This is a genomic window from Acetobacter sp. AAB5, assembly GCF_050106715.1.
GTDB classification, from domain to species: Bacteria; Pseudomonadota; Alphaproteobacteria; order Acetobacterales; family Acetobacteraceae; genus Acetobacter; species Acetobacter oryzifermentans.
Map to the genome: position 1 here is coordinate 69,770 of NZ_JBNIEW010000011.1, position 13,315 is coordinate 83,084.

Genomic DNA, 13,315 nt, shown 5'->3' on the forward strand with positions numbered 1-13,315 from the left:
GGCCAATGGGACAGTTTTTTTATCACACCCTTGCTGGCCAGATTATTCTGATGTTGCTGGAAACACTGGCTGTTCTGGTGCCGCTGTTGATTGCTGTTGCGTATCTTACACTGATGGAACGCAAGGTAATGGCCGCCATGCAGCGCCGCCGCGGGCCGAATGTAAATGGTCCGTTTGGCCTGCTTCAGGCTTTTGCTGATGCCATCAAGATGATTGTAAAGGAAACGATTATTCCGGCAGGCGCAAACCGCGCTTTGTTCCTGTTTGCACCGTTTCTTACCTTTTCTTTGGCCATGGTGGCATGGGCAGTTATTCCCACAGGTAATGGTTTGGCTGTTGCCAATATCAATGTGGGTATTCTCTACCTTCTGGCTATTTCCTCATTGGGTGTTTACGGTATTCTTATTGCTGGCTGGGCGTCTAATTCCAAATACGCTTTTCTGGGTGGATTACGTTCTGCCGCGCAAATGGTTTCATACGAAGTTTCAATTGGCTTGGTAATTGTTTCCGTATTGCTGGCAGTGGGTAGCCTAAACCTGAACGATATTGTTCTGGCGCAACGGCATGTCTGGTTCTGCTTGCCAATGTTTCCAATGTTTATTGTGTTTTTTATATCGGCATTGGCAGAAACAAACCGCGCCCCGTTTGATCTTCCCGAAGGGGAAAGCGAGTTGGTGGCAGGGTTTTTTGTTGAATATTCATCCCTCGCGTTTGGCCTGTTCTTTCTGGGTGAATACGCAAATATGATCCTTATGTCCTCTATGGTCAGCATTCTGTTTTTAGGGGGATGGCTGCCACCATTGGGTATTGCGCCGCTTACATGGGTGCCGGGGCCTTTATGGCTGATTTTTAAAATTCTTTTCTGTCTGTTCGTCTTTATCTGGGTGCGTGCCACGTTCCCACGGTATCGGTACGATCAGCTTATGCGGCTAGGCTGGAAAGTATTCCTGCCACTTTCCCTTCTGTGGATGATCGGAACGGCAGGTTTTCTTATGGCAACAGGTCTGCTGCCCCATATGGGAGGTGTGAACTGATGGGTGCTTTAGGTAACACGCTGCGCTCTTTTCTACTGAAGGAGCTGGTGGGGGGCATGTCATCCACTTTCCGTATGATGTTCCGCCCAAAGGTGACATTAAACTATCCTTATGAAAAAGGGCCACTGTCACCCAGATTTAGGGGAGAGCATGCATTGCGCCGTTATCCCAATGGGGAAGAACGCTGCATTGCCTGTAAACTTTGTGAAGCGACATGCCCGGCAGAGGCCATTACCATTGAGGCGGAAGAGCGTGATGATGGATCTCGCCGCACCACACGCTACGACATTGACATGACAAAGTGCATCTACTGCGGCCTGTGCGAAGAAGCCTGCCCGGTAGATGCCATTGTTGAAGGCCCAAACTACGAATTTGCCACCGAAACGCGCGAAGAGCTGATGTACGACAAAGACAAGCTTTTAGCGAATGGAGACAGGTGGGAAGCGCTGCTTGCGCGGCGTCTGGAATTAGATGCCCCGTATCGCTAAGCAGATGCAGGCCATGACATGGCAGGAGGTTGGCCAATGATGGCACAGCTTGTTTTCTACGTTTTTGCAACGGTGCTGCTGTTTTCGGCTGTAATGGTCATTAGCGCACGTAACCCGGTGCATTCCGTGCTTTTTCTTATCCTTGCATTTTTTAATGCAGCGGGTTTGTTCCTGGTGGCAGGGGCCGAGTTTTTGGCCATGCTGCTGGTTATTGTTTACGTGGGGGCAGTGGCTGTTCTGTTCCTGTTTGTTGTGATGATGCTGGATATAGATTTCAGCAGTCTGCGCGAAGGTTTTCAAAAACATGCCCCTTTAGGCGTGTGCGTAGGGGGCGTTTTATTTGCCGAACTGCTTATGGCTTTCAGCAACTGGAAGATGGCGCCAGCCAATATTGTGGCGCCCCTTAATCCAGCCCCTCAGCTTACCAATACGGAAGCTTTGGGAACTGTGATTTACACACACTATGTTTTTCTGTTTCAGGCGTGTGGGCTTGTGCTGCTTGTTGCCATGATAGGCGCTATTGTTCTTACGCTGCGTGAACGTGCTACAGGCCGTCGCCAGAATATAGATAAACAACACGCACGCACAGTTGAAGAAACGCTGGAGCTTGTACAACTGCCACTTGGCGAAAACGTGTTTGAAAGCGGTGGTTTCCTGCGGCCCAAAGGCTCCTATTACGAAACAGCGGTTCCCGGTTCCTATGGTTCCGGAAATCAGGCTGTGGCGGAAACAGAGGAGAACAGGCCATGACATCCGCAATCGCTCCCATAGGTATTGGGCCTTATCTTTTTGTTAGCGCGGCACTGTTGGTTTTGGGTGTGTTCGGTATTTTTCTAAACCGAAAGAATGTCATCATCCTGCTGATGTCCATGGAACTCATCCTGCTTTCGGCCAATCTCAATCTTGTTGCGTTTTCCTCCGCACATGGAGATTTGTCCGGGCAGGTTATGGTTCTGTTCGTGCTTACAATTGCCGCAGCAGAAGCTGCCATCGGTCTGGCCATTGTCACGGTGTATTTCCGTAACCGTGGGTCTATCCAGGTCGAAGACGTGACGATGATGAAGGGATGATTGGCTATGCAGCCCGATCTTAACCTCTTTTCCGCCGCTGTTCTTACACCTCTTGTGGGGGCTACTGTAGCCGGGCTTGGTGGCCGCTTTATGGGCGATACGCTGGCCAAAGCCGTAACCCTTTTATGTATGGGCATTGCAACACTTTGCGCCATCGGGGCCTTATGGGGTGGCTGGCTGGCTGGTTTTGGCCATTCCACACTGCATCTGGCGCAATGGGTTCATGCCGGTGGGTTTGATGCAACGTGGACGCTCAGGTTTGATGCGCTATCTGTCACCATGGTGGCGATGGTGCTTGCGGTTTCCTTGCTGGTGCATTGTTACAGCCTTGGCTACATGAGCCATGAAAGCATGCCCACATACAGGTTTTTTTCTTATCTTTCCCTCTTTACCTTTGCCATGCTCATGCTGGTTTCTTCCAATGATCTGATCCAGCTTTTTTTCGGATGGGAAGGGGTCGGGCTCGCCAGTTATCTGTTGATTGGGTACTGGTATGATCGCCCATCTGCAACAGCCGCAGCTATCAAGGCGTTTGTTGTTAACCGTGTGGCGGATCTGTTTTTCCTTGTCGGTATTGGGCTGATTTATGTGCTGTTCCACACTGTGCAGTATGATGCCATTTTTGCGCAGGTTCCGCAGGTTCTAAACACACCATACACGCTGTTTGGTATTTCCTTCCGTATGTTGGAGGTTATCTGCCTGTTGCTGTTTGTGGGGGCTATGGGTAAATCGGCTCAGCTGTTCCTGCACACATGGTTGCCAGATGCGATGGAAGGGCCAACACCTGTATCTGCTCTTATCCATGCGGCTACAATGGTTACGGCCGGTGTGTTTCTTATGGCGCGTATGTCTCCGTTGTTGGAGTTTGCGCCTGCAACACGCACATTCATTATTCTTATTGGTGCAACCACCTGCTTTTTTGCTGCAACGGTGGGTATGGTGCAGCCAGATATCAAACGCACCATTGCGTATTCCACCTGTTCGCAGCTTGGATATATGTTTGCCGCTGTAGGTGTGGGTGCGTATCAGGCTTCGGTTTTTCATCTGACAACACATGCCTTTTTTAAAGCGCTTCTATTTCTTGGGGCCGGTTCCGTTATCCATGCCATGCATGATGAACAGAACATGTTTAAGATGGGCGGCTTATGGAAAAAGTTGCCACTCACCTACACTGTGATGTGGATAGGCAGCTTGGCGCTTGCTGGTGTGTTTCCGTTTGCTGGCTATTGGTCCAAGGATGCCATTCTCAATGCGTTGTGGGCCACTGGTTCGTCTGCCAGCATGTATGCGTGGAGCTTGGGAACAATCACCGCATTTCTTACAGCGTTTTATAGCTGGCGGCTTATTTTTCTGGTGTTTCATGGTCAGGCGGCAGATGCCCATGCGCGGGATGCGGCGCATGAAAGCCCAGCGGTTATGAGCGTACCTTTGGTGCTGTTAGCTTTTGGTGCTGTTGTGGCGGGTATTCTGTTGGCACCATTTTACATTGGAGCGCATCAGTTCAGCTTCTGGGAAGGGGCTATTTTCAACGCGCCAGACAACACAATTATGGAAAATCTGGAGCGGGTGCCGGGCCTTATTGCTATTCTGCCCTCTTTGGCAGGTCTGGCTGGTATTGCGTTAGCTGTGCTGTGTTATGTGCTCAATCCCGCTTTGCCAACTCATATGGCGCGGGCTTGTGGGCCACTTTACCGCTTTTTGCTGAACAAATGGTATTTTGATGAATTGTATGATGCCATTTTTGTGCGTCCCTATGCAGCAATCGCACGTGTCCTCTGGAAAGATGGGGAAGAAGGCGTGGTGGAAGCTGTGCCGCATGATATGGTGCAGGCTGCGCGTACAAGCGCAGCCCAAGCTGTAAAGCTGCAAACCGGATCTATTGCCATTTACGCGTTTACGGTGCTGGCCGGCTTGGTTGTGCTGCTCACCGTGGCGCTATGTGGCTGAGGGAGAAGCGAACATGATGCGCGAAACAGTTTTTCCCTTATCTTTCTCCTCCCAGCTATGGGGTGTCGTGCAATGAGTATGACCAGCTTTAACTGGACAATAGCCGTGCCAGAAATTGTGCTTGCGCTGTCTGGTATTGTTATTCTGGTAGCCGGTGTGTTGCAGCGGAAAGGGGAGGGATTTTTCTCTTCCGCCATGTTGAGCATTGCAGCGTTTGCTGTATGCGGATTTCTGGTGCTGCTTTCACCCACAGGAGAAGGGTATGCAGGTACCTTTGTGAATGATGGCTTTGCCCGTTTCATGAAGATGCTGATACTTGCTGGCGCACTGACTGCTGTGGTGCTGACATTCAGCTACCGCACGCGGGATAAAACCACCCTACCGTTTGAAACCCCTGTGCTGATGCTGTTTTCAACATTGGGCGCGATGATCATGGCATCCTCCGCCAATTTGATGACACTGTTTGTAGGGTTGGAACTCTCATCTCTGTCCATTTACATTTTGTGTGCGATGGAACGGGATAGCGTGCTTTCATCAGAGGCGGGGCTGAAATATTTTGTGCTTGGGTCTTTGGCTTCTGGTTTGCTGCTCTATGGCATTTCGCTTGTGTATGGTTACGCAGGCACTATGGAATACACAGGGTTGGTGGCGGCCATTCGGGCTTCTGGCGCTCTGCCAATGGGGCTGATTGTCGGCATTGTCTTTATTGTTACGGGCCTGTGCTTCAAGCTGTCTGCCGTGCCGTTTCATATGTGGACGCCAGATGTCTATCAGGGTGCGCCCACTCCGGTAACAGCCTATATGGCAGGCGCTCCAAAGTTTGCGGCTTTTGCATTGTTCTTGCGCGTTATGGCCGGGCCGTTTGGCACGGTCGCTCCGCGTTGGCAGATGTTGATAGAAACCGTTTCCGTGCTGTCCATGGTGTACGGGGCTTTTGCCGCTATTCCCCAAGGTAATATCAAGCGCCTGATGGCATATTCCTCTATTGGTCATATGGGATACGCCATGATGGGGCTGGCGGCTGCATCTCTTGCTGGCATACAGGCTACGCTTATTTATCTGGCTGCTTATTTTGTCATGAATGCAGGTGTGTTTGCCTGCATTACGGCAATGCGCCGGAAAGGGCGTGAGGTTGTCAGCATTTCCGATCTGGCAGGCCTTGGGCGCACAGATCCGGCAATGGCTGCTGTTCTGGCACTGTTTATGTTCAGCATGGTGGGTGCGCCCCCTTTGGCTGGTTTCTTTGGTAAATTTCTGGTTTTTGCTGCGGCTTGGCAGTCTGGCCTTTACGTACTGGTTGTAATTGGCGCACTCTCCAGCATAGTTGGTGCGTATTATTATCTACGGATTGTGAAGGTGATGTATTTTGATAGCCCAGCAGAAGTGCTGGATCGTCCTGCCCCCAGCCTGCTGTTTGTTTCTGGCAGCATGGGTTTGGCAACAGCCTTGTTTGTTGCGGGCATGGGCCCTCTGATGGCATGGGCGCATCAGGCCGCACTTGCTTTGGGCGGATGAAAGATCAGCCTAGCCCGTGGCGGCTTGAATGCTTTGCAGAACTGGGCTCCACCTCTGATTTCTGTCTGGAACAGGCGCGGCAAGGGGCAGATTCTGGCCTTGCGGTTTTAGCCTACAGGCAAACCCAAGGCCGCGGCAGCCGCGGCCGCCAATGGGTAGATGCCGGGCAAAGTCTTGCTTTATCCGTTCTGCTGGATGCGCAACAGGCAGGGCAGGATATGCTAGGGGGGTGGCCGTTTGCCGCCTCTTTGGCGTTTTATGATGGGTTGCTGCACGCCGTGCCTGCTGTGGCAGGGCATCTCATGATAAAATGGCCGAATGATCTGTTGTTGGATGGCCAGAAAGCAGGCGGTATCCTGATAGAGCGGGAAAGCGCGCGCCTTGTTATAGGTTTTGGGGCAAATCTCACGCAGGCGCCATCTCAACAGCAAACGGGCCGTTTTACAGCTTGCCTTGCCCAGTATGGCGCAGTGCCACCGGCAAAAGATGTTGCCCAGTGTATCCTTTCTAGCTTGGCAGATTGGTGCGCTGTCTGGCGGCAAAATGGCTTTGGCGCATTGCGGCAGGCATGGCTTGATCGCGCGCATCCTGTAGGGACGCCTCTTGTCGTTAGCAGCCGAACTACTTATGAACAGGGAAAATTTGCAGGTTTGGCCGAGGATGGCCGCCTACTGCTGGACACGGAAGCCGGTATGAAAACGATCACGACAGGAGATATCCTGCTGGAAGAAGGGGTATAAAAGGTGCTTCTTGTTATTGATGCAGGTAACACCAATGTCGTGTTTGCGGTGCATGATGGTGAAAGATGGCGTGGTGTGTGGCGCATTACCATGCAGGCCCAACGTACATCGGATGAATATGCGGTTTGGCTGAATGCGCTGTTGCGCACCCAAGGCATTGTAGCGGATGATATTGATGGTGCCGTTATTGGCACCGTTGTGCCCGCTGCGTTGTATCATTTGCGTACATTATGCCGGCAGTGGTTTGCTGTTGAGCCGCTTCTTGCATCTGCCCGGCTGGATTGGGGGTTTGCCATAAAGGTGGATAACCCGGATGAGGTTGGGGTGGATCGGCTGTTGAATGGTCTGGCTGCACACCATATGTATGGTGGACCACTTACGGTTATAGATTTTGGAACGGCCACAACGTTTGATGTTGTGGATAAGGATGGAAGCTACTGCGGTGGTGTTATTGCTCCTGGCATCAATTTGTCGGTTGAAGCGTTACATCAGGCAGCAGCGCGGTTGCCCCGCATAGGAATAGGGCGGCCAGTAGGGGATTCTGCCATTGGGCGCAACACGGTCACCGCTATGCGGTCTGGCGTGTTTTGGGGTTATGTTGGTTTGATTGAGGGGATTGTTGAGAGGATCAGAAAGGAGGTTGGCCCCATGAAGGTGCTGGCAACTGGTGGTCTGGCTCCACTCTTCTCAGAAGGTACGTCTGTTTTTGAACATGTAGATTCAATGCTCACCCTAAATGGGTTGCGTTTGCTGGCGGGGCGAAACCCCTTGCCAAAACTGACAGTGGACCGAGATTATGTTGCAGAAGGGTAAAACACGGAAATGACAGAACAGAACGGCGATCTGGCCTTTCTGCCTTTGGGCGGAACGGGTGAGATTGGCATGAACCTCAACCTTTATCGGTTGGGAGACACGTGGCTGGCGATAGATTGCGGTATTGGTTTTAGTGGCAACGATACGCCAGAAGCCGAAATTCTGGTGCCAGATCCAAGCTTTATTGTAGAGCGTAAGGATAAGCTGGCCGGCCTGGTTATTACCCATGCGCATGAAGACCATATTGGCGCTGTGGCGCATGTGTGGCCCATGTTGCAGTGCCCAGTGTATCTTACACCGTTTGCTGCTGCTGTTCTGCGCCGCAAGCTGGCCGAAGCCCGTATTATGGATGTGCCCATTCATGTTATCCAGCCCGGTGCGCGGTTTGATGTGGGGCCGTTTGATATTGAATTCGTGCCGGTAACGCATTCTGTGCCTGAGGCGCAGTCCATGGTGCTGCGCACACCCTCCGGCATTGTGGTGCATACGGGGGACTGGAAGTTTGATCCGGACCCGCTGGTAGGCCCCGCAACAGATCTGGACAGACTGGCCGAAATTGGCCGTGAAGGTGTTCTGGCGCTGGTGTGTGATAGCACCAATGTAATGAAGCCGGGGCCTTCTCGCTCAGAATCCGAAGTGCGCCGGAGCATGACGGAACTGGTGGCAAGCCTTAAAGGGCGTATTGCCGTTACGTGCTTTGCTTCTAACGTGGCGCGTGTTGAAACCATTGCCATGGCGGCGCAGGCTGCCGGGCGTACAGTGGTTTTGGTTGGGCGTTCCCTGCGTAATCTGGACACGGCTGCGCGGGATTGCGGCTATCTGTCTGGCGTTCTGCCGTTCCTGACAGAACAGGATGTGAATGATGTGCCAGATGATCAGATTCTGCTGATCATTACAGGCAGCCAAGGTGAGCCACGTTCTGCTCTTTCTCGTATTGCCATGGATACCCATCCCAACATTGCTTTGGGCGAAGGGGATACGGTTATTTATTCCAGCCGTATGATTCCGGGCAACGAGCGTGCGATTATGGCGGTGCAGGATAACCTTTCACGCCGTGGCGTGCGGGTGATTACAGACCGTGAGCATTTTGTGCACGTATCTGGCCATGCAACGGGCGGCGATGTGCAAAAAATGTACGAACTGCTCAAGCCGCAACATGTGGTGCCGGTGCATGGTGAGTGGCGCCATCTTACGGCGCAGGCTGCATTGGCGCAGGAAATGGGTATTGCCCCGGTTTTGCTGGAAGATGGTGATATCCTGCGGCTTTTTCCGGGTAAGCTGGAAGTGGTGGATACAGCCCCTACAGGCCGTTTGGCGCTGGATGGCAACCGCCTGCTGCCCATGAACGGAGGGGTGCTGGCTGCCCGCCGCAAGATGCTGTTCAACGGCATGGTCATCGGCAGCTTTGCGGTGGATGAAGAAGGCTTTGTAATTGGTGAGCCCAAGGTGAGCGCACCGGGCCTGCTTGATCCAGATGATCTGGAAAGCGTGCGTGTGCGTGAAGAATTCGCCAACGCGCTGGACATTATTCCGGATGAACTGCGCGGGGATGATGTTTCCTTCCGTGAAGCCGCTAAAACGGCCCTGCGGCGCGCATTGGGGCGCAAGCTGCAAAAACGCCCGCTGGTGGATGTACACGTGCTGCGTGTCTGATACCCGGCAGAAGGTGGGGTAGAGAAAATGCCGGAGTATCAGGCTTTTCTTTATCCCCTCACTGTTTTACAGCAGATATGAATTGGTTACACCAAAGCGGCTTTCGTTCAGGAAAAGTCGCTTTTTTTACAAGGCTGAATGCACCATGCGTCTTTCGCGCAGCTTTCTTCCCACTCTTAAAGAAAATCCGGCAGAAGCCCAGATTGTCTCGCACCGGCTTATGCTGCGGGCAGGGCTTATCCGCCAGACGGCATCTGGCATTTATGCGTGGCTGCCAGCAGGGCTGAAAGTGTTGCGCAACATCAGCCAGATCGTGCGGGAAGAGCAGGATCGGGTAGGGGCGCAGGAAGTGCTGATGCCAACCTTACAATCAGCCGATTTGTGGAAACGTTCTGGCCGGTATGATGCCTATGGCCCGGAAATGCTGCGTATTCAGGATCGTCACAAGCGCGAACTGCTTTACGGACCGACCAATGAGGAAATGATTACGGATCTGTTTGGCCAGACTGTAAAGTCTTATAAGGATCTGCCGCAGGTTCTGTATCATATCCAGTGGAAATTCCGTGATGAAATGCGCCCCCGTTTTGGGGTGATGCGTGGCCGTGAGTTTCTGATGAAAGATGCTTACAGCTTTGACCTGGATTACGGATCAGCCGTTGCAACCTACCGCCGTATGTTGCTGGCTTATTTGCGCACATTCCAGCGTTTGGGGGTGCGGGCTGTGCCAATGCGGGCCGATACCGGGCCGATTGGTGGTGAACTGAGCCATGAGTTCCTGATTCTGGCCCCCACGGGGGAAAGTGGTGTGTTTTACGATGCCGCACTGGAAGAGCAGGATTGGCTGGATGAGCCTGTTGATACCAACAGCTCCATCGCGCTGGAAGCCTTCTTTAACCGTGTGACAACGCCTTACGCCGCAACGGATGAAATGCATGATGAGGCCGGATGGCAAGCCGTGCCGGAAGAACGCCGGCGTGAAGGCCGCGGCGTAGAAGTTGGGCATATCTTCTATTTTGGAGATAAATACACGCGCTCTATGGACGTAAGCGTGAGTGGTCCAGATGGAAACCAGCTTTACCCAGAAATGGGGTCTTACGGTATTGGGGTTTCCCGCCTTGCCGGTGCCATTATTGAAGCCTGCCACGATGATAACGGCATTATCTGGCCGGATGCAGTTGCTCCTTTCCGCGCTGTTATTCTAAACCTGAAAAACGGTGATGAACTGTGTGATGCCATTTGTGAGCGCATCTACAGCACGAATGAAGAAGCCTTTCTGTATGATGATCGTGCAGAACGTGCCGGTGTAAAGTTTGCAGATGCAGACCTTATGGGCCATCCGTGGCAGATTGTTGTTGGCCCGCGTGGCGCTAAGGAAGGCAAGGTAGAACTCAAGCGCCGTGCCACTGGTGAACGCCATGAAGTCAGTGTGGATGACGCGCTGGCTCTGGTTCTGGCAGGCTGATCAGCATGTTCGGACCCTTTGAGCGGGCGGTGGCAGGCCGTTACCTCCGTGCGCGGCGAGGGGAACGGTTTGTATCAGTTATTGCCATTTTCTCGTTGGTTGGCATTGCCCTTGGTGTGGCAACGCTGATTATTGTTATGGCCGTGATGAACGGTTTTCAGGCCGACCTTATGGGGCGTATTCTGGGCTTGAATGGGGATCTGACCATTTACGGGCAGGGCCGCACAATCTCACAGTATGAAGATGTCACACGTAAGGTTCGGTCTGTTCCGGGTGTGGTAAGCGCCACACCTTTGGTGGAAGGGCAGGCACTGCTGAGTGCAGGTGCCTATAATTCTGGCGGCATGGTGCATGGTCTGACACCACAGGGATTGCGAGATCTCAAAGCCGTGAGCTCTTCCATTATTGCGGGTTCGCTGGATGATTTTGGCCCGGATGATTCCATCGTGGTGGGCGTTACAATGGCGGAACGGGCAGGGCTGGGCATTGGCTCGGGCCTTACCCTTGTTTCACCAGATGGCGCTGCCACAGCATTTGGCACGGTGCCGAGAGTGCGCAGGTACCGCGTGGTGGCAATTTTTGATGCCGGGGTGAACGACTATAACTCCAGCGTTGTGTTTTTGCCCATGCACGCGGCGCAAATTTACTTTCAGATGCCTAACAAGGCCACGCAAATTCAGGTCATGACCAAGGATGCAGAGCATGTCCGCCCTGTTACCCTTGCCATTGAAAATGCGGTAGGAGATCCAGGGCTACGCGTGCTGGATTGGACAAACGCCAACAATGCCCTGTTTGGAGCCGTGCAGGTGGAACAGAATGTGATGTTCCTTATCCTCACGCTTATTATCCTTGTGGCGGCCTTTAATGTTATTTCCTCCCTCATCATGATGGTGAAGGATAAAACAGCCGATATTGCTGTGCTACGCACCATAGGGGCCAGCCGTGGCGCCATTATGCGCATTTTTTTAATGTGCGGCGCTTTTGTAGGGGTAACGGGTACTGTGGCAGGCACCGCACTTGGCGTTGTGTTCTGCATGAATATTGAACGTATCCGCCAGCTTCTGCAAAAACTCACCGGCACGAACTTGTTTAACCCGGAAGTTTATTATCTGGAGCACCTGCCAGCAAAGCTGGTGTGGGGGCAGGTGGTAGAAGTTATTGTTATGGCGCTGGGGCTTTCCCTGCTGGCAACGCTTTATCCTTCTTGGCGCGCCGCCAAAACAGACCCGGTGGAGGCTTTGCGGCATGAATAATCAGCCAGTTTTAAGCCTGAAGCACGTTCGCAAAGCTTACCAAAGTGGGGATGAGGGTATTCTGCCAGTTTTGCAGGATATCAATTTTTCTTTGCATGCCGGTGAAATTGTTGGGCTGGTTGCACCATCAGGCACGGGTAAATCCACCCTGTTGCATCTAGCTGGTTTGTTAGATACGCCAGATGCCGGTGAAATTGTTATTGCGGGCCAGATTACCACCGGCATGGCAGATGCCGGACGCACGGCTATGCGCCGAGACCGGATTGGTTTTGTCTATCAGTTCCACCATCTTCTGGGTGAGTTTACTGCTAAGGAAAACGTGGTTCTGCCGCAGATGATTGCTGGTGTAGGCAAGGCACAGGCACGCCGTAAAGCGGAAGAGCTTTTGAGCATGTTTGGCTTGGCCCACCGCGTAAACCATTTACCGGGCAAACTTTCTGGGGGGGAACAGCAGCGCGTTGCCATTGCACGCGCTTTGGCAAATGACCCCGCACTTTTGTTGGCGGACGAACCCACTGGCAATCTGGATGTGCATACGGCAGACAGCGTATTTTCTCAGCTGCTTGATGTTGTGCGCCAGAAGGGCCTGGCGGTTTTGGTAGCAACCCATAATCGTGAATTGCTCCCGCGTATGGATAGGGTTGTGACCATGCAGGAAGGCAGGCTGGTCCCAGCCGATTTTAACGGCGATCCACTGCCTGCCTCTGCTGGCTGATTTTAGGACTTTAGAGCCGTTTCCACAGCATGCCTGACACGCCCGGATGTGGGTGGGGTCAGGCAACTAAACCACGCAACCGGCATGCCTTGGCGGTTTGTGAGATACTTAAAAAAGTTCCACCGTGGTCGTGCCAGAAAACCAAGCTCACTATCCAGCCATTTAAAGAGCGGAATAGCATCTGGCCCTTTTACAGGGCTACGTGCCGCCATAGGGAAGGTAACCCCATAGTTGATTTGGCAGAAGGAAGAAATCTCTTCCGAAGTGCCGGGCTCCTGCTGGCCAAAATCATTGCTCGGCACGCCAACAACAACCAGCCCAGCTTTTTGGAACTGTGTCCATAAAGCCTGCAAACCCTCGTATTGTGGGGTAAATCCGCATTTAGATGCGGTGTTTACCACCAGAACAGGCTGCCCCCGATAAGCGTTTAGATCAAGGGTGCTTCCATTTAGGGCGGGAAGTTTAAAATCATATATACAGGTCAAGTTCGTGCCCTTTTGCTGCTATGGTGCAGGAAAGGCTTTATCTGTAGCGCAGGAAGGAAAAGGGAGCGAGATTTTGGTGCATTTATTTGCGGTATAATGCGCGTATGAAGAAGTGGAAGCCTGCCGCCCGTTTTCGGGTT

The 13,315-nt window shown here is 52.6% G+C and carries 13 protein-coding genes; 12 read left to right on the top strand and 1 reads right to left on the bottom strand.

The features are described from left to right. The first annotated feature begins 5 nt into the window (after positions 1 to 5). From nuoH to ACP7IZ_RS10925, 12 genes are all read left to right on the top strand, one after another. Complete coding sequence (nuoH, locus tag ACP7IZ_RS10870) at positions 6 to 1,034, top strand: NADH-quinone oxidoreductase subunit NuoH (RefSeq protein ID WP_006116565.1); 1,029 nt, start codon at positions 6 to 8, stop codon at positions 1,032 to 1,034. Next, a complete protein-coding gene (nuoI, locus tag ACP7IZ_RS10875; RefSeq protein WP_019088402.1) occupies positions 1,034 to 1,522 on the top strand; it encodes an NADH-quinone oxidoreductase subunit NuoI in 489 nt (162 codons plus the stop codon). The genes nuoH and nuoI overlap by 1 nt, the downstream gene beginning before the upstream one ends. Before the next feature lie 18 nt (positions 1,523 to 1,540). Next, positions 1,541 to 2,272, top strand: a complete 732-nt coding sequence (locus ACP7IZ_RS10880) for an NADH-quinone oxidoreductase subunit J (protein WP_006116567.1) — start codon at positions 1,541 to 1,543, stop codon at positions 2,270 to 2,272. Next, entirely contained in the window at positions 2,269 to 2,592 is a 324-nt protein-coding gene (nuoK, locus tag ACP7IZ_RS10885) for an NADH-quinone oxidoreductase subunit NuoK (protein ID WP_006116568.1), read from the top strand. Before ACP7IZ_RS10880 ends, nuoK begins: the two co-directional genes overlap by 4 nt. A gap of 6 nt (positions 2,593 to 2,598) precedes the next feature. After that, complete coding sequence (nuoL, locus tag ACP7IZ_RS10890) at positions 2,599 to 4,539, top strand: NADH-quinone oxidoreductase subunit L (RefSeq protein ID WP_426849163.1); 1,941 nt, start codon at positions 2,599 to 2,601, stop codon at positions 4,537 to 4,539. 72 nt (positions 4,540 to 4,611) lie between these two features. Beyond that, complete coding sequence (gene nuoN, locus ACP7IZ_RS10895; protein WP_426849164.1) at positions 4,612 to 6,054, top strand: NADH-quinone oxidoreductase subunit NuoN; 1,443 nt, start codon at positions 4,612 to 4,614, stop codon at positions 6,052 to 6,054. Continuing rightward, positions 6,051 to 6,794 carry a biotin--[acetyl-CoA-carboxylase] ligase gene (locus ACP7IZ_RS10900; protein ID WP_426849165.1) on the top strand — a complete coding sequence of 248 codons (744 nt, stop codon included), beginning with the start codon at positions 6,051 to 6,053 and terminating at the stop codon, positions 6,792 to 6,794. The genes nuoN and ACP7IZ_RS10900 overlap by 4 nt, the downstream gene beginning before the upstream one ends. 3 nt (positions 6,795 to 6,797) lie before the next feature. Then, entirely contained in the window at positions 6,798 to 7,607 is an 810-nt protein-coding gene (locus tag ACP7IZ_RS10905) for a type III pantothenate kinase (protein WP_003625287.1), read from the top strand. A 9-nt stretch (positions 7,608 to 7,616) separates the two neighbouring features. Beyond that, entirely contained in the window at positions 7,617 to 9,260 is a 1,644-nt protein-coding gene (locus ACP7IZ_RS10910; protein WP_426849166.1) for a ribonuclease J, read from the top strand. Positions 9,261 to 9,405: 145 nt separating this feature from the next. Beyond that, positions 9,406 to 10,722: a proline--tRNA ligase gene (proS, locus tag ACP7IZ_RS10915; RefSeq protein ID WP_426849167.1), complete on the top strand. Its 1,317-nt coding sequence runs from the start codon at positions 9,406 to 9,408 to the stop codon at positions 10,720 to 10,722. A gap of 5 nt (positions 10,723 to 10,727) precedes the next feature. Then, positions 10,728 to 11,975 carry a lipoprotein-releasing ABC transporter permease subunit gene (locus tag ACP7IZ_RS10920; protein WP_426849169.1) on the top strand — a complete coding sequence of 416 codons (1,248 nt, stop codon included), beginning with the start codon at positions 10,728 to 10,730 and terminating at the stop codon, positions 11,973 to 11,975. Beyond that, positions 11,968 to 12,690 carry an ABC transporter ATP-binding protein gene (locus ACP7IZ_RS10925; RefSeq protein WP_426849170.1) on the top strand — a complete coding sequence of 241 codons (723 nt, stop codon included), beginning with the start codon at positions 11,968 to 11,970 and terminating at the stop codon, positions 12,688 to 12,690. The genes ACP7IZ_RS10920 and ACP7IZ_RS10925 overlap by 8 nt, the downstream gene beginning before the upstream one ends. A gap of 2 nt (positions 12,691 to 12,692) precedes the next feature. On the opposite strand, the gene ACP7IZ_RS10930 is transcribed toward ACP7IZ_RS10925, so the two are convergent. Further along, positions 12,693 to 13,175, bottom strand: coding sequence for a glutathione peroxidase (locus tag ACP7IZ_RS10930; RefSeq protein ID WP_426849172.1), 483 nt, complete (start codon positions 13,173 to 13,175; stop codon positions 12,693 to 12,695). Between the last annotated feature and the right edge of the window lie 140 nt (positions 13,176 to 13,315).

Coding starts and splice junctions, on each gene's coding strand:
- nuoH (WP_006116565.1), top strand. CDS start 6: ATGGGACAGTTTTTTTATCACACCCTTGCTGGCCAGATTATTCTGATG.
- nuoI (WP_019088402.1), top strand. CDS start 1,034: ATGGGTGCTTTAGGTAACACGCTGCGCTCTTTTCTACTGAAGGAGCTG.
- ACP7IZ_RS10880 (WP_006116567.1), top strand. CDS start 1,541: ATGGCAGGAGGTTGGCCAATGATGGCACAGCTTGTTTTCTACGTTTTT.
- nuoK (WP_006116568.1), top strand. CDS start 2,269: ATGACATCCGCAATCGCTCCCATAGGTATTGGGCCTTATCTTTTTGTT.
- nuoL (WP_426849163.1), top strand. CDS start 2,599: ATGCAGCCCGATCTTAACCTCTTTTCCGCCGCTGTTCTTACACCTCTT.
- nuoN (WP_426849164.1), top strand. CDS start 4,612: ATGAGTATGACCAGCTTTAACTGGACAATAGCCGTGCCAGAAATTGTG.
- ACP7IZ_RS10900 (WP_426849165.1), top strand. CDS start 6,051: ATGAAAGATCAGCCTAGCCCGTGGCGGCTTGAATGCTTTGCAGAACTG.
- ACP7IZ_RS10910 (WP_426849166.1), top strand. CDS start 7,617: ATGACAGAACAGAACGGCGATCTGGCCTTTCTGCCTTTGGGCGGAACG.
- proS (WP_426849167.1), top strand. CDS start 9,406: ATGCGTCTTTCGCGCAGCTTTCTTCCCACTCTTAAAGAAAATCCGGCA.
- ACP7IZ_RS10920 (WP_426849169.1), top strand. CDS start 10,728: ATGTTCGGACCCTTTGAGCGGGCGGTGGCAGGCCGTTACCTCCGTGCG.
- ACP7IZ_RS10925 (WP_426849170.1), top strand. CDS start 11,968: ATGAATAATCAGCCAGTTTTAAGCCTGAAGCACGTTCGCAAAGCTTAC.